The organism is Acinetobacter sp. ACNIH3 (assembly GCF_002918965.1).
In the GTDB taxonomy this organism is placed as follows: domain Bacteria; phylum Pseudomonadota; class Gammaproteobacteria; order Pseudomonadales; family Moraxellaceae; genus Acinetobacter; species Acinetobacter schindleri.
This window is the reverse complement of record NZ_PQLP01000001.1, coordinates 1-25756: the sequence shown is the minus strand read 5'-3', so window position 1 is coordinate 25756 and position 25756 is coordinate 1. Positions and strand designations below refer to the sequence as shown.

General features: G+C 44.2%; 20 protein-coding genes, 2 rRNA genes and 1 pseudogene. 9 read left to right on the top strand and 14 right to left on the bottom strand.

Going from position 1 to position 25756, the window contains the following annotated elements:
* The first annotated feature begins 343 nt into the window (after positions 1–343).
* Positions 344–1669, top strand: a complete 1326-nt coding sequence (locus C3420_RS00115) for an OprD family outer membrane porin (protein ID WP_004810184.1) — start codon at positions 344–346, stop codon at positions 1667–1669.
* Positions 1670–1769: 100 nt separating this feature from the next.
* On the opposite strand, the gene ppa is transcribed toward C3420_RS00115, so the two are convergent.
* A complete protein-coding gene (ppa, locus tag C3420_RS00110; RefSeq protein WP_004281037.1) occupies positions 1770–2306 on the bottom strand; it encodes an inorganic diphosphatase in 537 nt (178 codons plus the stop codon).
* A 120-nt stretch (positions 2307–2426) separates the two neighbouring features.
* Positions 2427–2825: an MAPEG family protein gene (locus C3420_RS00105; protein ID WP_004810187.1), complete on the bottom strand. Its 399-nt coding sequence runs from the start codon at positions 2823–2825 to the stop codon at positions 2427–2429.
* Between the two features lie 99 nt (positions 2826–2924).
* Here C3420_RS00105 and C3420_RS00100 point away from each other — a divergent pair, with 99 nt between their 5' ends.
* A complete protein-coding gene (locus C3420_RS00100) occupies positions 2925–3323 on the top strand; it encodes a hypothetical protein (protein WP_005223547.1) in 399 nt (132 codons plus the stop codon).
* Positions 3324–3373: 50 nt separating this feature from the next.
* On the opposite strand, the gene C3420_RS00095 is transcribed toward C3420_RS00100, so the two are convergent.
* The 6 genes from C3420_RS00095 to C3420_RS00070 all read right to left on the bottom strand — a co-directional run bounded on the left by C3420_RS00095 (position 3374) and on the right by C3420_RS00070 (position 11866).
* Entirely contained in the window at positions 3374–5050 is a 1677-nt protein-coding gene (locus C3420_RS00095) for an AMP-binding protein (RefSeq protein WP_103799957.1), read from the bottom strand.
* A gap of 149 nt (positions 5051–5199) precedes the next feature.
* Positions 5200–7419 (bottom strand): DNA topoisomerase IV subunit A, encoded by a 2220-nt coding sequence (parC, locus tag C3420_RS00090; RefSeq protein ID WP_103799956.1) that lies wholly within the window; start codon positions 7417–7419, stop codon positions 5200–5202.
* A gap of 165 nt (positions 7420–7584) precedes the next feature.
* Positions 7585–8904 (bottom strand): MFS transporter, encoded by a 1320-nt coding sequence (locus tag C3420_RS00085; RefSeq protein ID WP_034592555.1) that lies wholly within the window; start codon positions 8902–8904, stop codon positions 7585–7587.
* Positions 8905–9029: 125 nt separating this feature from the next.
* Positions 9030–9674: a trimeric intracellular cation channel family protein gene (locus C3420_RS00080; RefSeq protein ID WP_004810198.1), complete on the bottom strand. Its 645-nt coding sequence runs from the start codon at positions 9672–9674 to the stop codon at positions 9030–9032.
* 61 nt (positions 9675–9735) lie between these two features.
* A complete protein-coding gene (locus C3420_RS00075; protein ID WP_103799955.1) occupies positions 9736–10212 on the bottom strand; it encodes a YchJ family protein in 477 nt (158 codons plus the stop codon).
* A 73-nt stretch (positions 10213–10285) separates the two neighbouring features.
* On the bottom strand, positions 10286–11866 hold the full coding sequence (locus tag C3420_RS00070; protein WP_103799954.1) for a TerC family protein: 1581 nt from the start codon (positions 11864–11866) through the stop codon (positions 10286–10288).
* A gap of 320 nt (positions 11867–12186) precedes the next feature.
* Here C3420_RS00070 and C3420_RS00065 point away from each other — a divergent pair, with 320 nt between their 5' ends.
* Positions 12187–12804 carry a TIGR00730 family Rossman fold protein gene (locus C3420_RS00065; RefSeq protein ID WP_004810202.1) on the top strand — a complete coding sequence of 206 codons (618 nt, stop codon included), beginning with the start codon at positions 12187–12189 and terminating at the stop codon, positions 12802–12804.
* A gap of 56 nt (positions 12805–12860) precedes the next feature.
* Here C3420_RS00065 and C3420_RS00060 read toward each other — a convergent pair whose 3' ends face one another.
* On the bottom strand, positions 12861–13835 hold the full coding sequence (locus tag C3420_RS00060; RefSeq protein WP_103799953.1) for a hypothetical protein: 975 nt from the start codon (positions 13833–13835) through the stop codon (positions 12861–12863).
* A gap of 310 nt (positions 13836–14145) precedes the next feature.
* On the opposite strand from C3420_RS00060, the gene mdtD reads away from it, so the two are divergent.
* The 6 genes and pseudogenes from mdtD (at position 14146) to C3420_RS00030 (ending at position 20385) form a co-directional block, all read left to right on the top strand.
* Positions 14146–15537, top strand: a complete 1392-nt coding sequence (mdtD, locus tag C3420_RS00055; protein WP_103799952.1) for a multidrug transporter subunit MdtD — start codon at positions 14146–14148, stop codon at positions 15535–15537.
* Between the two features lie 62 nt (positions 15538–15599).
* A complete protein-coding gene (locus tag C3420_RS00050; protein WP_103799951.1) occupies positions 15600–16373 on the top strand; it encodes a GH25 family lysozyme in 774 nt (257 codons plus the stop codon).
* Between the two features lie 43 nt (positions 16374–16416).
* Positions 16417–17433: pseudogene (locus tag C3420_RS00045) on the top strand (MBL fold metallo-hydrolase).
* Between the two features lie 18 nt (positions 17434–17451).
* Positions 17452–18507, top strand: coding sequence for a DNA polymerase IV (dinB, locus tag C3420_RS00040; RefSeq protein WP_103799950.1), 1056 nt, complete (start codon positions 17452–17454; stop codon positions 18505–18507).
* Between the two features lie 221 nt (positions 18508–18728).
* Positions 18729–20024 (top strand): shikimate transporter, encoded by a 1296-nt coding sequence (gene shiA / locus C3420_RS00035; RefSeq protein WP_103799949.1) that lies wholly within the window; start codon positions 18729–18731, stop codon positions 20022–20024.
* Between the two features lie 4 nt (positions 20025–20028).
* Complete coding sequence (locus C3420_RS00030; RefSeq protein WP_103799948.1) at positions 20029–20385, top strand: RidA family protein; 357 nt, start codon at positions 20029–20031, stop codon at positions 20383–20385.
* Positions 20386–20456: 71 nt separating this feature from the next.
* Here the strand turns inward: C3420_RS00030 and C3420_RS00025 are convergent, their stop codons facing one another.
* The 5 genes from C3420_RS00025 to C3420_RS00005 all read right to left on the bottom strand — a co-directional run.
* Positions 20457–21005, bottom strand: a complete 549-nt coding sequence (locus tag C3420_RS00025; RefSeq protein ID WP_103799947.1) for a DUF2726 domain-containing protein — start codon at positions 21003–21005, stop codon at positions 20457–20459.
* A 397-nt stretch (positions 21006–21402) separates the two neighbouring features.
* Entirely contained in the window at positions 21403–23799 is a 2397-nt protein-coding gene (locus tag C3420_RS00020) for a YgiQ family radical SAM protein (RefSeq protein WP_103799989.1), read from the bottom strand.
* Positions 23800–23942: 143 nt separating this feature from the next.
* Positions 23943–25157, bottom strand: coding sequence for an MFS transporter (locus C3420_RS00015; protein WP_103799946.1), 1215 nt, complete (start codon positions 25155–25157; stop codon positions 23943–23945).
* A 152-nt stretch (positions 25158–25309) separates the two neighbouring features.
* Positions 25310–25424: ribosomal RNA gene (gene rrf, locus C3420_RS00010) — 5S ribosomal RNA — on the bottom strand.
* A 227-nt stretch (positions 25425–25651) separates the two neighbouring features.
* A 23S ribosomal RNA gene (locus C3420_RS00005) occupies positions 25652–25756 on the bottom strand; the annotation flags it as partial.

The following is a 25756-nucleotide window of genomic DNA, read 5'->3' as shown; positions in this document are numbered from 1 at the left end:
CAAAACAGCTTATAGAATCTTTTAATCAGTTTTAACCTTACATAACATCAAATTAAAAAAAATCAATATGAGCTCTGAAACATGCCCTTCATTATTAAAAATATTACATTATAAAAACTTTATTTTTATCTTATTGTTTTCAATATTAATTTTACCTTATGGAAAAAAATAATACTAAAAACTATAGCGTGATTGTGAATAATAGGTTAAAAAAACTCAACTTTAGTTTAAAGAATGTCATAAAAACGATATTTTTTATCAGATTAATTATACAATTTGGTTAATTTCTGCGTGTGCTTTAAGCAGATGCAGTACAAAAAAACATATATGAGGCTCTCTCCCCATGTTAAACGCAAAGAAACTTACATTAGCAGTGTTGGTACAAGCTGCTCTGATCTCTACAGCTTATGCAAGCGAACAAAGTGAAGCAAAAGGCTTTGTAGAAGATGCTGAAGGCACAGTTCTATTCCGTACGGGTTACTTAAGCCGTGATAAAAAAAATGGTGTTGATGATACAAGCTCTGCAGCTCAAACAGCAATAATTAATCTAGATTCTGGCTTTACCAAAGGTATTGTTGGTTTTGGTGCAGGTATCATTGGTGATGCTTCATTTAAACTCGGTAAAAATGGGCATACTGGTAACCAAATGATCCCAACGCATAGTCAAGATAATGCCGATGGAACTAAAGATGCCTATGATCATTGGGCACGTGGAGGTGCTTATGTCAAAGCACGCGTATCAAACACAACGGCTAAATATGGTACGCAAGTATCTGAAATTCCAGTAATTGCAAGTAATACTGCTCGTTTAACCCCTGAGTACTACACTGGTCTTTATATTGAAAGTAACGAAATTAAAGACTTGACGTTAATCGGTGGTAAATTCACTAAAAATCAATGGTCTAATGATATCAGCTCAGACCAACAAAATTTGGACAGTGCTATTTTCTGGGGCGCGAAATACAAGTTTAACGACCAAGTTAATGCCTCTTATTATGGGGTAGACGTTAAAGATAAATTAGATCGTCACTATGGGAATGTAAATTACAGCTTTCCTACAGCAAATGGTGCGACCGTAACTTTAGAGGCAATGGGTTACAATACTAAATGGAAAGTTGGAGCAGCAACCACTGATCCACGCAGTGCAACTGAAGAATTGACTAACTCAATTTGGGGTGTATCTGCAAGCTATAACAGAGATGCACACAATTTGATGCTTGCATACCAAGATAATGCGGGCAACATAGGTTACGACTATGCTTACAACGCAGATGGTCTACAAAGCATTTATGTACCAAACTCATACTTATCCGACTTTAAGGGTAACGATGAAAAATCTGTTGGCTTACAGTACAACTATAATTTTAAAAACCATGGTCTTCCAGGTCTAAACTGGACAACAGCATTCGTTTATGGTTGGGATATTGATGTAGCCGAAATAAATAATCCAGCACAAATTATCGACCAAGCTGAAGAACATGAATTCTTTAACCAAGTGAAATATACGGTTCAATCTGGTGCATTCAAAGATGCAAACTTACGCTTACGTCACTCATACTTGCGCGCAAGTGATACTTACAATAATGCTTCTGGCAACTATGTAAGTAATGCTATCAGCTCAACAAATGAATGGCGTATCTGGTTAGACATCCCGGTGAAATTATTCTAATGTCCTGACGATGCTTTAAATCAAAAAAACCTGCACATTGTGCAGGTTTTTTTGATTTAAGCTTTAAAAGTTTAAAGACTTAAATGGAAAAGCAAAGCAATTATTTGTTTGCTTCTGCATAAGCAGCAATTGAGTCTAGTACTTCTTGTTTCGCAACATCTGCACCTTCCCAACCACTTAACTTAACCCATTTACCTGGTTCCAAGTCTTTGTAGTGCTGGAAGAAGTGTTCGATCTGGCTGATCAATAATGGAGGAAGATCAGTATATTCCTGAACATCTTTATAGATCGGTGTCAATTTGTCGTGTGGAACTGCAACCAGTTTCGCATCAACACCACCGTCATCTTCCATGTTCAGTTTGCCCACAGGACGGCAGCGAATAACAGAACCCGGCTCTACTGGGTGTGGTGTCACAACCAATACGTCTAGAGGGTCACCATCTAGAGATAAAGTGTTTGGAACATAACCATAGTTTGCTGGGTAGAACATTGCTGTACCCATGAAACGGTCTACAAATAGCGCATCAGAATCTTTGTCGATTTCGTATTTGATTGGTGCTGCGTTTGCAGGAATTTCAATAATTACATAGATGTCATTTGGTGCATCTTTACCCGCTGGGATATTGCTGTAGCTCATAGCATCACTCTTTAACAAGTTAAATCTTTTAAAAACCGCGACAATTATAACGGTTTTTGCAGATTTTTTTCGGTTTAAAAATATCGAACAATCAATCAGGCGCTTGATGACTGGACTGACCTAAATTAATTTGATGATCAGTAGCAATAACGCAATCGGACATAACATGGAAAGCAACCACATGATGGAACGCAATGTCGCCCAGTTTGCCAGATAGCAAATACCGTACAGCACCCGGAAAATCAGATAACCAATACCAAAAGTCATAATCAGACTTTGCGGCATGACCAGATATTCAGCCATCAGGACAGCTGCAATAAACAGCGGCAAGCTTTCAAAACTGTTCTGCTGAACAGCATGAGCACGTTTTGCAACACCGGTAGACTGTTCTAAAAAATCACGCGGATTCTGGTTATCTTTGGCCTTAAAGCCTCCAGCTTTTTTAGCAATCATGGTAAACACATAAGGTAGCAGACAAGCCGCTAAAATGAGATAAATGATCCCACTAATGCTCTGCATCTGATTTTTCTCATGAAAATTTTATCTGTATCATAGCATGGCATTTCGTGAATAAATTTTGTTAAATAGGGTGTTTTAGCAACCACATAAGGATTCACGATGGTCAGTCCCGATCAAAAAGAAATGTTGGATGTCCTGGAACGCCAGCGTCAACATCAGCTGCAAGTGGATCGCGTCCTGAAAATTGTATTGCCGATCGTGGCATTTTTACTCAGTGTCATCGCTGCCAATATGAATATCTGGTCAGCTCTGTTCACCTTTGTGATGTTATGGATTGCCTTTTATGCAGTGGGCATCAAGCGCTATACCCTGTGGCATTGGCTAACGATTATTTTAGTATATTGCCTGATTGATAATGTGCTCAGCTATGGCGAGTTCTACCGCCCTGGCTTCAACCGTCACTTCATTAGCCTGTTTATCTTCGTCGGGATTGTAGGCGTTGGTCGTCGCTACTTCGACCGCTGGTGGATGGAAAAGAATAAATCTGCCCCACTTTAAAAAGATTCCATAAAAAAAGCGCCTATCAAAGGCGCTTTTTTACACAGCTTTTAAGCTGTTTTGCGTAGATCTTTACGCAGGATTTTACCTACGTTAGATTTTGGCAATTCATCCAGGAATTCTACATAACGCGGACGCTTGTAACCTGTCAGATTTTCTTTTGCGAATGCCAGAACTTCTTCAGTTGTTAAAGATGGATCTTTTTTCACCACGAACAGTTTAGGTACTTCACCTGATTTCTCATCTGGTACACCAATGGCAGCCACTTCCAGCACTTTTGGATGTTTCGCAACGATTTCTTCAATCTCTGAAGGATAAACGTTGAAACCAGATACCAGAATCATGTCTTTTTTACGGTCTACAATCTTCACATAACCACGATCGTTCATCACACCGATATCACCGGTACGGAAGTAACCATTAATCATGACTTTGTCAGTTTCATCCTGACGGTTCCAGTAACCCTTCATCACCTGAGGACCACGGATCGAAATCTCGCCCTGCTCGCCCAATGGTACTTCATTGCCATCGTCATCCAAAATTGCAACTTCAGTCAACGGCAATGGAATACCAATGGTGCCGCTAAATTCTTCAGATGCAGGCGGGTTTGCAGTTGCAACCGGAGAAGTTTCTGATAAACCATAACCTTCGATGATGTTAGTGCCTGTAACTTTCTTCCATGCTTCTGCAGTAGAAGGCAGCACCGCCATACCACCACCCATCGCCATTTTCAGACGACTGTGATCCAGCTGTTTGAAGTCTTCATTATTGATCAATGCATTGAATAAAGTATTCACTGCCGGGAAGAACGTTGGCTGGTATTTACGTAATTCTTTAATTACCGCAGGCAGATCACGCGGATTTGGAATCAGAACGTTGGCTTGACCTTTATACATACCGTACAGTGCACACACCATGAATGCAAAGATATGGTACAACGGTAGAGCACAGAAAATACGGTCATCTGGCTGGCCGTCTTGTGCACCGAATTTGCTCTGGAAAATACCATCACATTGCAGCATGTTTGCAACCAGGTTGCGATGTGTCAGTTCAGCACCTTTAGAAACACCTGTCGTACCACCAGTATATTGCAGTACAGCAGTATCACTTAAAGTCAGTTCAGGACGTTTATAGTTCGTTGGGCTGACTTTGTTCAGCGCAGCATTGAACTTGATGTGACCTGGAATATCCCATGCTGGAATCTGTTTACGTACAGAACGTAGCACAAAATTAACTAGCGTACCTTTCAGTGCACCCAGCATATCACCTACAGAAGCAACAACGACGTGCTTGACTGGGGTTTTGCCAATAATTGCCTGGTATACAGAAGCGAAGTTTTCAATGATAACCAGTACTTCTGTACCAGAGTCATTTAACTGATGCTCAAGTTCACGTGAAGTATAAAGTGGATTTACATTGACCAATACCAGACCAGCACGGAATACGCCCAATGCCACGACCGGATATTGCAACACGTTTGGCATCATCACTGCCACGCGTGTACCTTTTGCAAGCCCCAAGCTCTGTAAATATGTTGCAAATTTACGACTAGCTTCTTCCAGCTCATTAAACGTCATTACTTTATCCATAAAGATAAAGGCATCACGTGAGCCAAACTTCTGGAAATTACGCTCAAAAATATCAACTAATGAAGTGTTTTCTGGTGGCAGTTCTACAGTGTGTGGAATCCCTGTTTTCTCGTATTCAGCGAACCAAATCTTTTCCATAATGCCATTCTCTCCAATCATAATCCTTAGAATCTCAACTGTTTTTTTCAATATTGCGCTAATTTTTTAACTTGTTTATGCGCAATAATGCATCCATCTTGTCGAATCGTTGTTCATATATAACGTATTTCGATTGATGGATGCTAGTCTTATCTTTGAATCAACAGTTTATTTGCTTTTTGATATCCGCGTGGTAAAAGCTGTCCTTTCGAACCGCGTTTGCCGATGTACTTTTGCAGATCATCCCCTTTTAATTTTATTTGCTGTTGTCCTGCAAGCACTTGAATTATTTCATCTAAACTCAAGACTGTCATGGATAAAATTTGATCTTTATCTTCAAGTTGTATCAATTTATTACCTTTGCCTTTATTCAACACAGGTAATTCAGTCAAATCAACAATTAATAGACGACCTGCAGAACTGAGCAATGCCAGATGAGTTTTGTCTTCAAGTGGCTGCAGATTCATTGCATGCGCACCTTCCGGCACAGTCAGGAATGCCTTGCCCGCCTTGGCATTGGTATCCAGCTGCTTGGCTTGAGTCTTGAAACCATAACCTTTGCTGCTGATTGCCAGGATTTCTGCCTCATCTTCGGCAACCAGAACCTGTTTAAAGCCGACGCCACTTGCAGGAGAAAGTTTTGAACTCAGTGGTTCACCTAATCCTCGCGCAGACGGCAGACTGTTGATGGCCAAGGCATAACTGCGCCCCGTATCATCCAGTACATAAACACGCTGATTAGATTTGCCTTGGGCATGACTCAAGTACTGATCCCCTGCACGGAAGTTCAGGTTTTCGGCATCCACTTCATGGCCTTTGGCACAGCGGATCCAGCCAGCTTCAGATAAGACCACGGTCACAGGATCAGCAGGCAGCATTTCAGTTTCATCAATTGCCGCAGCTTCGGCACGCTCTACGATTGGAGAACGGCGATCATCACCAAATTTCTTGGCATCATCTTTAAGTTCATTGATGATCAAATTCTTTAAAGATTCTGGATTGGCCAGTTGCTCACGGATTTCAGCTGCCTTGGCTTCTAACTCTTCCTGCTCACGGCGCATTTCCATTTCTTCAAGCTTGGCCAAATGACGCAACTTGAGTTCTAAAATGGCTTCTGCCTGAATTTCATCAATACCGAATCGTTGCATCAGCACCGGTTTAGGCTGATCTTCTTCACGGATGATCTGAATCACTTCATCAATATTCAGGTAGGCAATGATCAAGCCACCCAAAATATGTAAGCGTTTCTCGATTTTATTCAGATGGAATTGCAGACGACGGGTCACAGTGGTCTTACGGATTTCAATCCATTCCAGCAAAATACGACGGATCGATTTCACCTGCGGGCGACCATCCGCACCAATCATATTCATATTGACGCGATAGCTGGATTCAAGATCGGTGGTTGCGAACAGATGACTCATTACCGATTCAGCATCGATACGATTTGAACGCAACACAATGACCAGACGGGTCGGATTTTCATGATCGGATTCATCACGCACATCTGTGACTAAAGGCAGTTTCTTCGCCTGCATCTGGTCTGCAATCTGGGTAATGATTTTGGAACCAGACACCTGATAGGGCAATTCAGTAATCACGATCTCGTTTTTTTCAACCGTATATACGGCACGCATACGGTAACTACCACGACCTGTCGTTTGCATTTTCAGCAATTCAGTCGGTGGAGTAATAATTTCTGCTTTGGTTGGTAAGTCCGGTCCCGGAATATATTCAGCTACTTTGACATCGGTCAGGTTCGGATTGCGAATCAGTGCAATTGTACCTTTAACCACTTCACGCAGATTATGCGGTGGAATATCGGTTGCCATACCCACAGCAATACCCGTGGTACCATTCAACAAGATGTTCGGTACGCGTGCCGGTAGATTGACTGGCTCTTTCATCGAACCGTCGAAGTTGTCCTGCCAGTCACAGGTGCCTTGACCCAACTCGGAAAGCAATAATTCACTATATTGTGACAGTTTGGCTTCGGTATATCGCATCGCCGCGAAAGACTTTGGATCATCTGGTGAACCCCAGTTGCCCTGCCCCTCAATAAACGGATAACGGTAACTGAACGGCTGTGCCATCAGCACCATCGCTTCATAGCAAGCTGAGTCGCCATGTGGATGGTATTTGCCCAGTACATCACCCACAGTACGTGCAGATTTCTTCGGTTTGCTGGTCCACTTGAGCCCCAACTCACTCATAGCATAAACAATACGGCGCTGTACCGGTTTCAAACCGTCACTGATGTGTGGCAGTGCACGGTCCATGATGACGTACATGGCGTAGTTGAGGTAAGCCTGTTCGGTAAATTCTGCTACGGAACGGTTTTCTGTCGCATGATGCGCAAGGCTTGTCATAACAACCTATAATCCTAAAAATTTCGTTTTTGTATCAATGTTTCTTATGCTAAGTCGCACTGCCTGACAGCACAAGGGCAGTACAGTACACAGTGCGACAAATCGTGTCTTATGTCGTAAAAATATCCACTTTAAACGCCCTAAGCAACTAAAAAATCACCACCTTTATTGACTCAAGGATTCTAAAGTCCGACCTTTGGTTTCTTCACCCAGTACCAAGATCACTACAGCTACAGCAATCAGAACCACGGTAAACATGGTAAAGACATAGCTGAAGCCGCTCGGCATAACCATCAGATGGGTCACTGCGAATGGCGCAACAATACCACCAATCCGGCCGATTGCCCCTGCCCAGCCCGAACCAAAGGCACGAATATTGGTGGGGTACTGTTCTGGCGTATAGGTATAGAGTACACCCCAAGCACCGAGATTAAAGAAGGACATCAGACAGCCCCAGATCACGATTTCGGTGACACTGCCGGACTGACCAAAGAAATAGGCAGATACGGCACACATGCCAATAAAGCCAGCCAATGTTGCCTTACGTCCAAGTTTTTCTACCAGCCATGCTGCAACCAGATAGCCTGGCAACTGCGCCAGAATCATGATCAGTACATATTCAAAAGACTGTACGATGGTATAGCCTTCCTTCACTAACAGACTTGGCAACCAGGTAAAAATACCATAGTAAGAGAAGATAATGCCGAACCAGATCAACCACAGCATTAAGGTACGGCGGGCAAATATACCTGACCAGAGCTGAGCAAAAGAAATCGTCTGTTTTTCGGCCACAGGTTGAACCTGGAAGATTTCCAGTACCTCTACCCCACATTTGGCTTCAATCTTTTTCACCAAGGCATGCGCTTCATCGATACGGCCACGGTTGATCAGGAAGGGAATCGATTCCGGAACGAACTTCCAAATCACAATTGCATACAGTGCAGGAATACCACCGATTAAAAAGGCGGTATGCCAGTCAAATTTCGGAATCACAAAATAAGAAATCAAGGCTGCACAGAGCCAGCCCAATCCCCAGAAACTTTCCAGTAAAACAATAAAACGGCCACGTACCTGTGCCGGAATATATTCACTGACCAGCGTTACCGCAACCGGTAACTGGCCACCCAACCCCAGGCCGACAATAAAGCGGAAGACCAGTAACCAGGTCAGGTTCGGTGCAAAGGCACAAGCCGCGGTTGCCAGGCTATAGATCACCAGCGTTAAAGCGAATATGGTTTTGCGGCCATAACGGTCTGCCAGGCCGCCAGAACAGATTGCCCCAATTGCCATCCCGATAAAACCGATTGAAACTACCCAGCTTTTCTGGTCAGGGGTCATCTGCCAGTCTTCTGCCATTTTAGCCAGAATGAAGGAAATCAGTCCGGTGTCCATGGCATCGAACATCCAGCCTAAACCAATCACGACCAGCAACATATAGTGAAATCTGCCTACAGGTAAGCGCTGAATCCGGGAAACTAGGTCCATAAGTAAATCTCTGATATGTGATTCGGGAGAAACTGCACGGAAAGCAGAAGCATTCATCCTATTTTTATACTACGATTGAATGCAGAAACGAGGCTATTTTGCCTCGCTCATCTGAAAATCGTGTTTTATGATTCATCCTTAGATGATGCGGATTGTTCATCATCATCTTTATAGATAAATTTCGGCATTTCCAGGCCAAAGTAAATGGCGATCAGGCGCAGGGTAAAACCGAAGATCAAGGTAGAAATGATGGTTAGCTCAAGCGACAGACCTGCGTGGCTACAAAGCCAGTAGAAGATTACCGCAACGAAGGAAATACTGGCATACAGTTCACGACGGAACACCAGCGGCACATCATTACACAGAATGTCACGCAGAATACCGCCGGAGACACCCGTCAGGACACCAGCTACGGCGCTGACCACAAAGCCATGTCCCATTTCTAATGCGATCTGGCAACCGATGATGGTAAAACCGATGAGCCCCAAGGCATCCAGTACCAGGAAGATGTTACGTAAATGACGCATCCATTTGGCGATCAGAATGGTGACAAAAGCCGCACAGCAGGTCAGCACCAGATATTCAGGATGCTTGACCCAGGTTAGTGGATAGTGACCAAGCAGCACATCGCGAACCGAGCCACCTCCCAGTGCCGTGACACAGGCAATGATCACGACCCCAAACCAGTCCATGCTGCGCCGTCCAGCGGATAAAGCACCGGTCATCGCTTCTGCGGTAATGGCAATAATATAGATTACGGTCAACAACATCGCCCTGCTTCCACCTGAGGCTTTGAGATGGCGGCTATTCTAAGGCAAATGTATGTGAAAGTTACAAAAATTGCGCACAACATAGCTTAAATTTTTTCCCTGAACCGCAAATACAGCCTTGCTTCATTGTAAATTGTTGATCTGTGGTCGGATCGAGAAAATACCAGCAGCCTTCTACTTTGACGAAATGGGACGCTTCATGATGAATTTGTGCCTGTGTACCATCATGAAAATGTGCCTTGAACTCGACCAGTGCATGACATTTATCCAGTTTTTCATTGGCTTGCACGATTTCTAGTTTCAGCCATTGATTGGTCCTGCTCCACTCGGCAATTGCAGGCATATCTAAAAACCTTTGCTGTCCCAATGCAGTCGTCTGCTGGATATAGTTAATTTCCTGTTTGGCAAAGGCACTATAACGTGAACGCATCAACTGTTCGGCTGTCTGTGCAGTTCGCTTGCCTTGATGCAGTGGCTGACAACAGCTTTCATAAATGCCCAGTCCACATGGACATACTTCTGAGAGGATAAGTTCCAAAAATGAATTCCAAAAAAATAGCCCGACGATGCGGGCTATTTTAGCAAAATTCAGCGCATACCTGAGGCAGAACTCAATTCTTGTTTTGTTCTTGCGGAATAATATGGACTTTTTCGATCTTATGACCATCCATTGTCACGACTTCAAAGATATGACCATCGGCTTCGAACTTCTCACCATTTTCAGGCAGACGGCCAAGGTGGAATAAAATATAGCCCGACAGCGTCGAATATTCTTCTGATTCATCCACCAGATCACGGCCAATCAGCAAGGATACATGACGAATATCGGTTGAACCTTCCAGCAACAGACTACCGTCATGCAGACTTTCAGCTGCAGTTTCCATTTCATCTTCATCCGGGAATTCACCGGCAATGGCTTCAAGCACATCAATCGGTGTTGCAATCCCTTCGATCGAACCATACTCGTTCAGCACAATCGCCATTTGTAGCGGCGCCTGACGCAACTGGTCCATCACCATCAGTACCTGAGCATTTTCATGCACAATTACCGGTTCACGTAGATGTTTTTCGAAATCAAGTACACCCGTTTCGATATATTCGTTTAGCACTTTATGGGTCAGTACTACACCAGCAATATTGTCCAGCTCACCACGTGCCACGATCAGACGTGAATGACTCATCTGTAACAGATGAGCCTTAATGACAGCTTCATCTTCATCCAGATCAATCCATTCCAGTTCAGGACGCGGGGTCATCACCGACTTCACCGGACGTTCAGACAGGCCGAGTACGCCCTGCACCATCACACTGTGATAAACGCCATTTTCATCATCATTAAACACTTCGTCAGCAAAGGCACGCGTTGCCAGTACATCTACCGGCTCAGAAGCAGTATTGTCCTGAGCAGGTTTACCACCGAGCATACGCATCACGGCTGAAGCAGTGCGATAACGCAGATCTGTAGTTGTCACCATTTTTTCCTGATTGCGTTTCATGGTCTGGTTAATAAATTCGACAATGACCGAAAAACCAATCGCTGCGTACAGGTAGCCTTTTGGAATATGGAAGCCGAAACCTTCAACCACCAACGAGAAACCGATCATCATCAGGAAGCCGAGACAAAGGATGACCACAGTAGGATGACGATTCACAAAATCCATCAAGGCCTTGGAAGCCCATAGCATGATACCGACAGCAATAATCACTGCAATCATCATTACAGACAGGTCTTTGACCATACCCACAGCAGTAATCACACTGTCGAGTGAGAACACGGCATCCAGCACCACGATTTGAACGATTACCATCCAGAACACGGCATGCACCGGATTTTCTTCTTTGACCACTGGCTTGGCTTCAAGGCGCTCATGTAATTCCATGGTACCTTTAAATAACAGGAATACCCCACCAAACAGCAGAATCAGGTCACGCCCGGAAAATGGATGATCAAAAATATAGAAGAACGGTTCAGTCAGCGTGACCACCCAGGCAATAGAAGCCAGCAGGATCAGACGCATGACCAAGGCCAGGGTCAAACCTACAATTCGGGCGGTATTACGTTGTTCTGGCGGTAGTTTTTCAGCAAGAATTGCAATAAAGACCAGGTTATCAATACCCAGAACAATTTCCAGCACAATCAGAGTCAGCAGGCCAATCCAGGCAGAAGGATCTGACATCCATTCGAAAATCATTGCATTCTCTCCTGTAGGTCAGTGGAAAGACATGCAATGCTGCTGCGTAGCGCGGAACTATGTCCAATTTTATTTAAACACTTGATATGGTGACGTTTTATCTGGTTAAAGCGCCAACTTCGACTACCCATGTGATTTCTATTGTAGTAAGACAGATTTTCAGTATAACAAGTTCAAAATGAAATTCACCAGTTTTCATGCTTTGGTTTAAGCTTCCCGACTCTTGACTTCAAGATTGGCAAGAATGATGCATAGAATTGTCATATTTTTAATATATGTTGTAGTAACAAAATTAAAAAATGATAAGGTGAAAGAGAGACATGACTAGCGTAATTAAAATGACTGAACATAAAAACAAATCTCCCCGTACTACCCGCCCGCTCGTTGCCCTATATTGTGGTTCACGTGCTGGCAATAATCCTATTTATCAGGAAAAAGCTATTCAGCTTGTACAGAGTCTGGCCCAGCAAGGCTTTGGTCTGGTCTACGGCGGTGCCAGCATCGGCCTGATGGGTCAGGTCGCTGATGCCATGATTGAACATGGCGGTGAAGCTGTAGGTGTGATTCCCGAGTTTATGCTGGATTATGAAATCGCGCATAGCAAGCTGACTGAACTGCATATTGTACGGTCCATGCATGAACGTAAAGCGTTAATGGCAGAACGTGCCTGTGCCTTCGTTGCTCTGCCAGGTGGACTAGGTACCTTTGAGGAAATTCTGGAAATTGCGACTTGGGGACAGTTGAACCAGCACCAGAAACCAATGATGCTATACAACGTGAATAACTTTTATGATCCACTCATTGCCCAGCTGGATCATGCCGTGAATGAAGGCTTCCTGCCACCCCAGCATCGTGCCAAACTAATTGTCTGCGAACATTCTGCACATATCTTTAATGCCCTGAAAAATCTGGATAGTCCAAAACAGTTTGCAATTTAAATGCTGATCTAAAAATAAAAAAGCGAGCCGAAGCTCGCTTTTTTATTTTTTAACTCTTAAGAAGCCAAGTTAGTCACCAGGTTATAGAACCAAGGTAGTGTTGTCGCCAAAATTACAGACATGGCCAAACCAAACATCAACTTCATTGCATCTTTGCTGACGTTCCGTGAAGTACGGTGTTTGCTCACACCATTGACGATCATCGAGATGGCAAACTCACGACCGGCCAATAGACCCAAGAACACCCATGTGGTACTCATTGGGATGTTGCTCCACTCTTTGAAGATCAACAAGATAATGGCATAGATAAAGTCAACAATGGTTGCTGCACGAACATCAGTTACATCGGTTTTGGTATCGACAATCTTCTGGATTGCACCACCACGTTGGTAAAGAATCACACCTAGCAAGATCACGAATACCGCAATCGCAAACATCAGGAATTCAAATGGAACCTGACGTGGCACATACACAAAGATATTGGCTAAGTCTTGGATCAACCATTGGCTCCATAAGAAACCGGTTGATAACCATTGTAAGATCATCCATTTGGTCGAATGCTCTTGGTCTTTGGTTTGGTTAAAATAAACCGTCATTTTGTTGGCAACAAAACGGTAAATCACCAAAGCTGAGATGAAGGCTACAGCATAACCCATCATCGATTTCACCATCATCAAACCTAAGCTCGCTGGAGAGAAAATGGTGAGCACCAAGAATGTAGTACTGACTGGAATACCATATCTGGTTAATAACAAGAGTAGAATTGGCGGTACAATATACAGCCAAGTAATCCCACCCTCAGGGAATGGAATCGTTTCGAGACGGCCATAAGAGGCATCTCCTACCCCTGATGCATACCAGCCATAGACCAAAACCACCACAAGGATGACGCTGATATAAATCCACAGCAGCCACCAAGGTCGATGTGAATTTGATGAGATAAAGGTTCCCAATGTCTGAGGCACATCATTGCCGACAATGGAGTAGGCTGCTAGACAGAAGCCGACAACCATCAAGATTTCGATAGACATAAAACATACCTGCTGAGGGAGATCAGCATTACTGTAAGATGTGGCCAAGATTATGACGTTTTTATTGCAGTTTCATGACAGAAACGTCATATATTCTTGTAACACTAGCCAGTTTCAATACATTTATTACCTTTCAGCAAGCAGTTGCTATTTCTGCAAAATCCTGCTTATCCAACTGATATCAATCAGTTTTCATGGTTATATTTCATGTCATGAGTACCAGAATAAGACACTGATTTAGTACAACGGATGGGGTGAATTGATTTAAACTGAGCCCACATTCAAAATTACATGACTTTCTAAATATCACATGAATGCCACGCCCACCCATCAAGCGCTGCAACCCGAATTTAGACTACTAGTCTTATTGGTATCGATCGGCTTTTTCATGCAAGGTCTGGACACCACGATTATCAATACTGCCCTGCCTGCGATTGCTCTTAGCCTGCAGGAAGATCCGTTGCGGATGCATAGTGTGGTGGTGGCTTATGTGCTTTCGGTTGCAGTCTGTATCCCCTTGAGTGGCTGGCTGGCAGATCGTTTTGGTGTACGTAATACCTATTTTAGTGCCATCATTATTTTTACGCTTGCATCAATAGGCTGTGCTGTCTCAAACAGCCTGAATGAACTCCTGCTCTATCGGGTTTTGCAAGGTATTGGTGGTGCTTTGCTGTTACCAGTCGGACGTCTGGCAATGTTGAAGATCATTCCACGCACCCAGTTTCTGGCTGCAATGAGCCTGATGAGTCTGGCCGGCCTGATTGGTCCCCTGATTGGTCCGACGCTAGGTGGCTGGATGGTCGAATACCTGTCCTGGCAATGGGTATTTCTGATTAACCTGCCGATTGGCCTGCTTGGCACCCTGATTACCTTCAAAGCCATGCCGAATGTTACTGAACCGGATGTGGCGAAATTTGACTATGCTGGTTTTGTTATGCTGGTGGTGGCGATGGTCGGGCTGTGTCTGGGTATTGAGAACTTCGCCAATCCGCAATATCCATTGTGGTGGAGTCTCAGCTTAGTTGCAGCTGGGTTCCTGTTTTCGCTGATCTATGCCTATCATTCACATACCCATAGCAATGCCCTGTTCCGCAGCAAGCTATTTAAAAACCGGATTTATTCTATTGGGATTCTGGGCAATTTCTTTGCCCGTCTTGGTGGTAACTCCATTCCTTTCCTGTTACCACTAATGTTGCAGGTCGCGTTTGGTTTTGAACCCTTTATTACCGGTTTGCTGATGATTCCAACTGTATTAGGCTCGTTGGCTTCCAAACCCATTATTCGCAAGATCATTCAGCACTTTGGCTATCGCCAGGTTTTACTGGTAAATACTTTGCTGGTGGGGCTATGTATTGCCAGCTTTGCCCTGACTACGGCGGATACACCGATCTGGCTACGTGCGATTCATTTCTTTATTTTTGGTATCCTGAACTCACTGCAGTTTGTTTCGATGAATACTTTAACCCTAAAAGACTTAAGTCAGCAGGATGCCAGCAGTGGCAACAGTTTTCTGTCCATGATCATGATGCTATCGATGAGTATTGGGGTCGCACTGGCAGGTACGCTGGTGAATATGTTTAGTGCCTACTTTGGCGCTGAGCAGCTGGATAATGCATTCCATCTCGCCCTGATCTGTCTGGGCTGTTTGAATATCATTGCTGCCTATATTTTCTGGCATATTCCCAAGGATACGCCAGTATGATCATCATCCCGATACAAGATAAATCGGTATAAGCTAGATAGAGTCAGATTTTGAAGAACGTGATGAAAAAGCCAGACAAGCATTATCTACCTCTTTGGGCAACAATCATGAGTGTCATTCTGCTGCTTGCTGTGGTCGGTGCAATCTGGTGGCTATTGCTGAAACCGCTACCTGCCAACGCTTCCGAATATGACATTCATGGTTTTGATGTTTCGCATCATCAAAAAGAGATTAACTGGCAGCAGATCCCCAAAGATAAATACCGCTTTGTCTATCTGAAATCGAGCGAAGGCGGCGACTTTAAGGACAGCAAATTTCAGGAAAACTGGCTTAAGGCTCGCGAACAGGGTTTGCTGGTCGGTGCCTATCATTTTTATCGCCTCTGTCGGGAGGGTAAGATTCAAGCGCAAAACTTTATCGAAAGCGTACCGAATAAAGCGGATGCCTTACCTCCAGTAATCGATCTTGAATATGACAGTAACTGCATCAATACCTATTCCAAGGAACAGTTACTCAAAGAAATCCAGGTCATGCATGACCTGCTCAAACAGCACTACGGCAAGCAGCCGATGTTCTATACCTCGAAAGCTTTCTACAATATTGTGCTGGTAGGACAATTTACTGACGTACCGCTCTGGATACGTGAATACAAGGGTCTGCCTGAGCTCAAAGATAATCCGAAATGGCATTTCTGGCAGCATACCAGTCAGGGTCAGATCAAAGGTATTGCAACGACTGTAGACCTGAATGTGTTTTATGGTTCGGAAAAGGACTGGCTGAATTTTTTAAAACAGAATGGTATTAAGACTGCACCTGCACAAAAATCGGCAAAATAATTCTACAATTGCAATGTAATCAAAAATAAAAGGATAAATAGCTGTGAAGCTTGGAAAAATTATCGTGACTACCATTCTGATAGTGGTAGTCATACTGGGGGGAATGGGCGCTTATTTACGCCAACCTTCAGGTCAGCTGCGTGACTTTGACGCGTGGCAAGCCAAATCCAATACATCCGCAGAAGGCTTAAATGTCCGCTTCTTTGGGGTGTCAACCTTGCTGTTTGATAATGGTCAGGAACAGATTTTAATTGATGGCTTCTTTAGCCGTCCCAGTCTTTGGCATGTTCTCAGTTCTAAGGTTTCCAGCGATTCTAGGTTACTTCAGAAGATTATTCAGGAGGAACAGCTGGATCGGACACAGGCGATTTTAGTGACCCATAGCCATTATGATCATGCTCTGGATATTCCTGAACTGGCTGCCCTGTTACCTCAACCCCAGATCATCGGATCGAATAGCACCCTGAATATTGCACGCAGTCATCCAGAGGTAAAAGCCTCCCAGCTACGGCGTGCTGTATCAGCGTAATCGCTCCGATCGGGACAGTTTAAAGTCACTCCACTTGCTTCCGCACATACGCCTCCAACACCCGTAAATGATGATCTCGGTGAAGAAATTACAGCACCACTGAAACTGCCTGCCAAGTTTTCCGAATTTAAAGAAGGCGGCAGTTTTGACTATCTGATTGAACATGACAGACAACGAATTCTTGTTAAAGCGAGCACAGGGTTTATTCCGGGACAGTTCAAGAATGTTCAGGCCGATATTTTATTTTTAGGCATAGCCCAGCTATCGCGACAGCCTGAGGATTATCAGAAATCTTATCTGCAACAAACACTGGCAACGGTAAAACCCAAGATTGTCATTCCAATTCACTGGGATGATTTCTTTCAGCCGCTAGATCAACCCTTACAATTTTTGCCACGCTTTGCCGATAATGCTCCCGAGAGTATACGAATTCTGATCAAAGCGGCTGAAGCGCAACAGATTCAGGTTGTGTTACTGAGTAATAGTCAACCCTATAATCTTTTGAAATCAGCATCTTCCCAAGTGCCTTAAAGCCTTTTAAGATGGCATATGCGTAAAATTATCCATATCGATATGGACGCCTTCTATGCCTCGGTAGAACTGCGTGAACGTCCGGAACTAAAACATTTGCCTGTGGTGATCGCGTCGCATCATCCACGGGCTGTGGTTGCGGCTGCCTCGTATCCAGCTCGGGAATTTGGTGTGCATTCTGCCATGCCAATGAGTCAGGCACGCAAACGTTGTCCACAGCTGATTGTGATTGAACCAGATTTTCAGAAATACCGTGAGGTTTCCTCACAGATCCATCAGATTTTTCAAAAATATACACCTGTCATTGAGCCGCTGTCACTGGATGAAGCCTATCTGGATGTGACTGATAATCTGCTGCAAATCCCCAGTGCGACAGAAGTCGCGATACGTATCCGTGAAGACATTTTCCAGCTGACTAGACTCACCGCTTCTGCAGGTGTTGCACCAAATAAATTCCTGGCCAAAGTTGCTTCAGACTGGCATAAACCGAATGGTATTTGTGTGATCAAGCCTTCACAGGTAAAGACCTTTATCCAAGATTTACCGCTTAAGAAAATCCCCGGGGTCGGCAAGGTTACACAGGAAAAATTGAAAAGTCTCAATCTGGAAACTCTGGGTGATTTGCAACAGATGGATGAAGCTGTCCTGATTCAGCATTTTGGCAAATATGGCAAGCGGCTGTATCTCTATGCACAAGGCATCGATGAACGTCCGGTCGAAACCGAACGTGAACGCCAGCAGATTTCCAAAGAAACCACCTTTGGTGATGACCTGCTACTTAGCCAGTGCAGTCCTTACTGGGATCAACTGATTCAGCAGGTCTGGAACAGTCTGGAAAAGAAACAGCTGACTGCACGTGGCATTACCGTGAAACTCAGGCTAAAAAATTTCCAGATCATTCAACATAGCCGCAGCTTCCGTTCCGTGCTTAAAAATCCGCTAGAGCTACATCAGGCGTTACAGTTCTTGCTGCAGGATATGCATCTGGATCCAGCCCTGCAATTTCGCCTGATTGGTGTCGGGGTGTATCAGCTGTCACCTCGCCAGCAAGAAGCACAACTGTCCCTGCTTTAAAGTAAACTGAGCAAGAAGTAGTCATTAGTTTAAAAAGCCAACAACTTTATTTTTACCATTGTATGTTTTTAGAGTAATCTATCCGCGCAATGCATTATCCATGTATATGCTGAGATGCTGAAAATCACCTTTACTTTCAGCATGCTGTCCTGTGATTGGCGTGACGATCAAATCCGAATATTACAGGGCAACTCTGTTGTCCCCATGGAATCCTATCCTGCATGTCTTCTGCAAATTCAATTTCTTTTCAAGAACAACGCGCGCGAAAAGCAGCGCTTTCCAGTTTTATTGGCGCTGTTGTCGACTGGTACGATTTTCTTCTTTACGGCATTGTCGCAGCCCTGATTTTTAAAGATCAATTTTTTACCAGTATTGGCAACAATATGGGCACATTAGCCGCCTTGGCAACCTTCGGTGTCGGCTTTCTGTTTCGTCCACTCGGTGGTGTAGTGTTTGGTCACTTCGGTGACAAACTCGGCCGTAAAAAAATGCTGGTACTCACTGTCATCCTCATGGGGATTTCTACTGTCGGGATTGGCCTGTTGCCGAATTTCGAAGCCATTGGCTGGTGGGCGCCTGTACTGCTGGTGACCTTACGTGCCATTCAAGGTTTTGCCGTCGGTGGCGAATGGGGTGGTGCTGCCCTGATGGCGGTGGAAAATGCGCCGAAAGGCAAAAAAGCCTTTTACAGTAGTGGCGTTCAAGTCGGCTATGGCGTCGGTTTAGTTCTCGCTACGGGTGCTGTATCACTGATCATTGCGACTCTAGGCGAAGAGGTATTTTCGGACTGGGCATGGCGTATTCCATTTATTGCCAGTATTGTGCTGATCGGCATTGCCATGTGGATTCGGCGTGATCAGGAGGAGTCACAAGAATTTGTCGAAAAAGTGGTTAAAGCCAAGCAACATCCAACCAAACTGCCAATTTTTCAGGCGATCAGCAAGCATCCTAAAGCATTCCTGTACATTATTGCCCTGCGTATGACCGAGCTGCTCACCATGTATCTGGTGACCAATTTTGCACTGAATTATTCCACCAATAATCTGGGCATGGACAAGCAATTCTTCCTGAATATCACCCTGATGGTCGGTGCGATTAGTTGTATCAGTATTCCGTTCTTTGCCTGGATCTCAGACAAAATTAACCATAAAACCATGTGTGTTTGGGGCGGTTTAATCGGTGCCTTGTCGGCTTTCCCGTTCTTTATGGCGCTGGATGCTCAAAATACCTGGATGATTATTGTTGGCTCAATTCTACTGGCCAATATCGCGCATGACATGGTAGTCAGTGTGCATCAACCCATCTTTACCTCACTGTTTGGTACCGAGTATCGTTATAGTGGCGCCGGTGTGGGTTATCAGGTGGCGAGTATTATTGGTGGTGGTTTTACCCCAATGATTGCGGCTTCCTTAGTGATTTGGGGTGATGGTTCATGGCATTATGTAGCTATCTATCTTGCTGTGGGCTGTCTACTGACTGCATTAGTTGCTGCCCTGATGCCAAAAACCCAGGATTAAACTCATGACTGTTCAACGTTTGCATGTGTCTCAACGCTTCTCTGAAATCGCGATTTCAGGCAATCTCGTTCATTTGGCAGGTCAACTGGCCAGTGATTTTGATCTGGATATTAAAGGTCAGACACAGCAAACTTTGGACATTATTGATCAGTTCCTCACAGATGCGGGAACAGATAAGAGCCACATCATGTCAGTCACTATTTATCTCAAAGATATTGAGCGTGACTATGCAGCTTTTAATGAAGTGTGGGACACATGGGTAGCTGATATTCAGGCCCTGCCGCGGACCTGTGTAGAAGCCAAGTTGTATGATCCACGGGTATTGGTCGAACTGACCGTCGTCGCAGTAAAACCGGAATAATGCCGATAGAACTGGTCTTCCAATAAAAAAAGCATGCGATCTGCATGCTTTTTTTATTTGTGCCAGCTGTATTAACTCACTGTCTTTACTTTAGGCCGACCCAGAGCGGAGTAAAGTGGAAACTTCTTTAGTGCAGTCAGGTTATTCAGATTGACTAGACTGTCCTCCTCACCCTGTTCGTTCAGGAAGTCACGACGCAGGTGATGATATTCCGGAATATCTTCATAACGGATTACCCGATAGCCTGCCATAGTCAGCAAGGCATCCTGATACTGGGATTGTTGTGGGCGTTTCAAAATCATCGGATCGTCCACGGCCACGATGGCAACAACCAGATGATCCTGATCTAAAACCACAAAGTCCGCGACCAGATTGCGATATTTGTTACGGGTACGAAAAAATTTGGTGGTCAACAGCGCATCATAGGAGACATGGGCCAGAATGATGTTCTCTGGCAGAATTTCCTTTAGACGGGTGTAAGTCAACTGTTGATTCAGGTTAAAAATGGCGCGCTGCTTCAACACACTATCTTGCTGTTTGCCGCTGTTCCGTACTCTCTTATATGCCATCAGGATGGTGCACAAGAGCAGAAAACTGCCAATTATGATATAGGTGGCCATGCGTTAGTCCTTTCTGCATTCTTATAATCGTTTTTGTTTTATTGTTGTCAGTATAGATCGATTTTCATCCGAAAATCACGGTACAACCAATTTGCTTAGATACTGCAACATCCGGTATCAAAACTTATATAAGGGCATTACATTTCGGGAGATTAAAAAATTCCGTGTACTGGAAATGTAATGTGTTCCTTACTCACTCTCACTCTAAATCAGCCACTCAAATTTAAGCAAGAGCATTTTCCTCTTTTTGTCTTACAATTCCGATAAAGTGTAATTTTTAAACAGTTTTTTCTAATGAATATCTTAATTTAATTATTGTTTAATTGAGATTTGAATTCTTTTAATAAAAAATCAGTAGAAAAATAAAAAAGACACCGAAGTGTCTTTTTTAAGTGATTTAGGCACGACTTTTAGGTTTGGCTTTGCCTTTAGCTTTAGAACCGCCAAAAGGCTTTTTCGCATCACCGGTTTCACGTGGTGGTAAACCTGTGTGCTGGGTCAAAATTTGGCCTTTTTTCGGACGATTGTTCTGTCCTTGGCTTTGACCTTGTCCACGATTGCCTGCCTGACCGGTACGTTTCTGTGAATCGCCTGCAACAGTCGAGTTCTTCTTACGTGCTGACTGATACTGACCATCCACACCTGCAGGTTGATAGGTCGGAATCAGATGCTGTTTCGAATTACCAATCAGGTCCTGACGGCCCATTTCGCGCAAGGCATCACGCAGTAAAGGCCAGTTATTTGGATCATGGTAACGCAAGAAAGCTTTGTGCAGACGACGACGCTTTTCACCTTTCACAATGTCGACATTTTCAGTGTAACGCGCCACTTTCGCCAGTGGGTTTTTACCAGTGTAGTACATGGTGGTTGCAGTCGCCATTGGTGATGGATAGAAGGTTTGTACCTGATCGGCACGGAAACCATTCTTCTTCAGCCAGATCGCCAGGTTCATCATGTCGTAATCCGTGGTGCCCGGATGCGCCGCAATGAAGTAAGGAATCAAGTACTGTTCCTTGCCTGCTTCCTTACTATAACGATCAAACATTTGCTTGAAACGGTCATAAGTCCCAATGCCCGGCTTCATCATTTTATTGAGCGGACCTTTTTCGGTATGTTCCGGCGCAATTTTTAAGTAACCACCTACGTGGTGAGTGACCAATTCTTTGACATATTCTGGGTTTAAGACCGCAAGATCATAACGCAGACCTGAACCGATCAGAATCTTTTTAATACCTGGTAATGCACGTGCTTTACGGTATAACTGCGTCAGTGGCGCATGGTCGGTATGTAAGTTTTGACATACTCCCGGGAACACACACGAAGGCTTACGACAGTTCTTTTCAATCTCAGGATCTTTACAGGCCAAACGGTACATGTTGGCGGTTGGTCCACCTAAGTCCGAAATGATGCCAGTAAAGCCTGGTGCAGTATCACGAATTTTTTCCACTTCACGCAGAATCGATTCTTCCGAACGGTTCTGAATAATACGACCTTCATGTTCTGTAATCGAACAGAAGGTACAACCACCGAAACAGCCACGCATGATGTTCACAGAGAACTTGATCATGTCAAAGGCTGGGAAACGTGCATTACCGTATGATGGATGTGGTAGACGTGCATAAGGCAGGTCAAACACGTAGTCCATTTCTTCCGTAGTCAACGGAATTGGCGGTGGATTTAACCATACGTCACGTTCACCATGCTTTTGTACTAATGCACGCGCATTCCCTGGATTGGTTTCCAGATGTAAAATACGGTTAGCATGTGCATAAAGCACCGGATCATTCACCACTTCTTCAAAAGCAGGCAAACGAATCACAGCCAATTCACGCGGTGGTAATTTATGTTTAATCGCTTTCGACGCCGGTTGTAACTGCACGATTTGCGTATTTCCATCCAAATTGTCGCCTTCACGGACAATTGGATTAGCGACATGTTCTTTTTGGAAACCCTGGTACTGGCTCGAGTCCTTCCCTTGTTCAATCTCACAACCTTCAATATCTTCAGTCATGACGTAAGGGTTAATAATTGGATCGACACGACCAATCGTATCGACATCATTCGATGCGATTTCAAAAAATTTGGCTTTCGATGGGCGGTTGTGTTTATTGACAATAAACGCTGTACCACGAACATCGGTAATGTCTTGGATTTTTTCGCCACGCGCCAGACGATGCATGATTTCAGTGATGGAACGCTCACCATTACCGTACATCAAAAGATCGGCTTTAGAGTCCATCAATACTGAACGACGTACTTTGTCTGACCAGTAATCATAGTGTGCAATACGTCTTAGTGATGCTTCGATACCACCTAAGAGCACCGGTACATCTGGATAAGCTTCACGCACACGCTGGCAATACACGGTTGCCGCCCGGTCTGGGCGTTTGTTTGGCTGATTGTCTGGTGAATAGGCATCATCTGAACGAATCTTGCGATCAGCGGTATAACGGTTGATCATCGAGTCCATGTTACCCGCAGTCACACCCCATGCAATATTGGGTTTACCCAATACACGGAAGGCTTCAACATTGGTCCAGTCTGGCTGCGCAATAATCCCGACACGGAAGCCTTGCGCTTCTAGGGTACGGCCAATAATGCCTGAACAGAATGAAGGATGATCAATATAGGCATCGCCACAGACTAAAATAAAGTCGCAACTGTCCCAGCCGAGTTGATCCATCTCCTCGCGTGACATCGGCAAAAATGGCGCAGGTTCAAAACATGACGCCCAATATTTGTCGTAATCAAACAACGCTGTAGGCGCTGTCTGCATGGTATAAGCAGTAGACATGGCTAGCAATTCTCGGCTGGCAGATGGAAGATCAAAAAATAGATCAAAGATGAAAGCCGAGCATTTTAGCATGAATTCGGCTGAGGTTGCTTGATTATAATTTATACAATATAGACTTTAGGACCTTAATCAGGAATATATGCTCACTTTGTTTCTAGCTTGCTTATTTTAGGTTTTAACTGTTGAGCTATCAATAAACCGATTGTCAAAATAATGCCGATGAATAAACTGAAGCCGAACCATCCGGTATTTTCCCAGACCAGACCACTCGAGCTGCCAAGTACACTAGACCCAAGATAGTAGCAGAATAAATAGAGTGATGATCCTACAGCACGATACTGTAAAGATTGCACAGACACCCAACTACTGGCCGTGGAATGTGCAGCAAAAAATGCAAAGGTAAAAATGAGCAGACCAATAAAGATCAGCACCAAGCTGTTGACTAGCATCAACACTAGTCCTAGCAACATACTGGCAAGCATGGCCACCAATACTTGGAAACGTCCAAATTTCTGGCTCCATGCCGCCGCACGAGGTGAGCTATAAATTCCTGCCAGATAGGTGACCGAAATTACCCCAATCCAGACATGCGACAGCTCAAAAGGTGCCTGAATCAGGCGATAGCTGAGATAATTAAAGACTGAAACAAAACAGCCCATCAGGATGAAACCTTGCAAGAACAAGATTCGCAGCTTGGGATCACTCAGATTATGCTGAAATGCGGTAAGGAAACGGCTCAACTTAATAGGATAAGCTTGAAAATTCCTGGATTTAGGCAATAAGAAATAGAAGGTTGTCGCAATACAGAGGTTAATTAGTCCAATGATTAAAGTCGCTGACTGCCAGGAAATAAAGTCTACCAATACTCCTGCAAGCAAACGGCCACTCATACCGCCAATCGCAGTTCCAGAAATATAGAGTCCCATGGCAAAACCAACATCTTTCGCGGCAACTTCTTCCCCAATATAGGTCATCGCCACTGCGGCCACGCCACTTACGGTTAAGCCTATTAATACCCGGGTCGCCAGAAACACTGACCAGACTGGCAATACAGCACTCAGCAACAACAATAGTGCAACCGAAAATAAAGACCAAACCATAATCGGCTTACGGCCAAAACGGTCAGAAATGAGTCCAGTAAAAATCAGGCCAACAGCTAATGCAATGGTAGAAAATGAAAGTGGAAAACTGCTTTGCGTAGGGGAGATATGAAAATAGTCTGCCAGAATCGGCATCATCGGCTGTACGCAATATAACGATGAAAAAATCGCAAATCCAGCCAGAAACAAGGAAAACAAAACCGCTTTAAAGGCAGACGAACCATATTCAATATGGCTTGAAGATGAATTTGGGGACATATCCGCTCCTTAGACCGGTTCAGTATACGCCTCTCAAGTTTATTTTTATGTGATATTTCAGTCGAAATAGCATATAAACAACAGTTATTTGACTAAACCCCGCGCATAAAAAAACACCCCCTGTCATTTGACAGGGGGTGTTTAGAATAATGAGCTGGCGATGACTTACTCTCACATGGGAAACCCCACACTACCATCAGCGCTAAGAGGTTTCACTTCTGAGTTCGGGAAGGGATCAGGTGGTTCACTCTTGCTATGGTCGCCAGCACAACTGGTATGACTTTGCATTTGGTCTTATTTAGATGCCAATGCTTGGTCAAATCTTGCACTCGTTCAAAACAGTGTTTTGAACATCGTTCATTAATAGAAATATTTGAGTCAAATTGTATGTTCTAGCGTTAGCTGAATCAAGTATTTCAAGACCGTTTGGTCTTTAATGAATCAATCTCTGCTCACTGCTTGCGCAGTTCGTACAACAACTGTTTGGGTGTTGTATAGTCAAGCCTCACGAGCAATTAGTATTGGTCAGCTTCATGTATCGCTACACTTCCACATCCAACCTATCAACGTCGTAGTCTTCAACGGCTCTTAAGGTGACA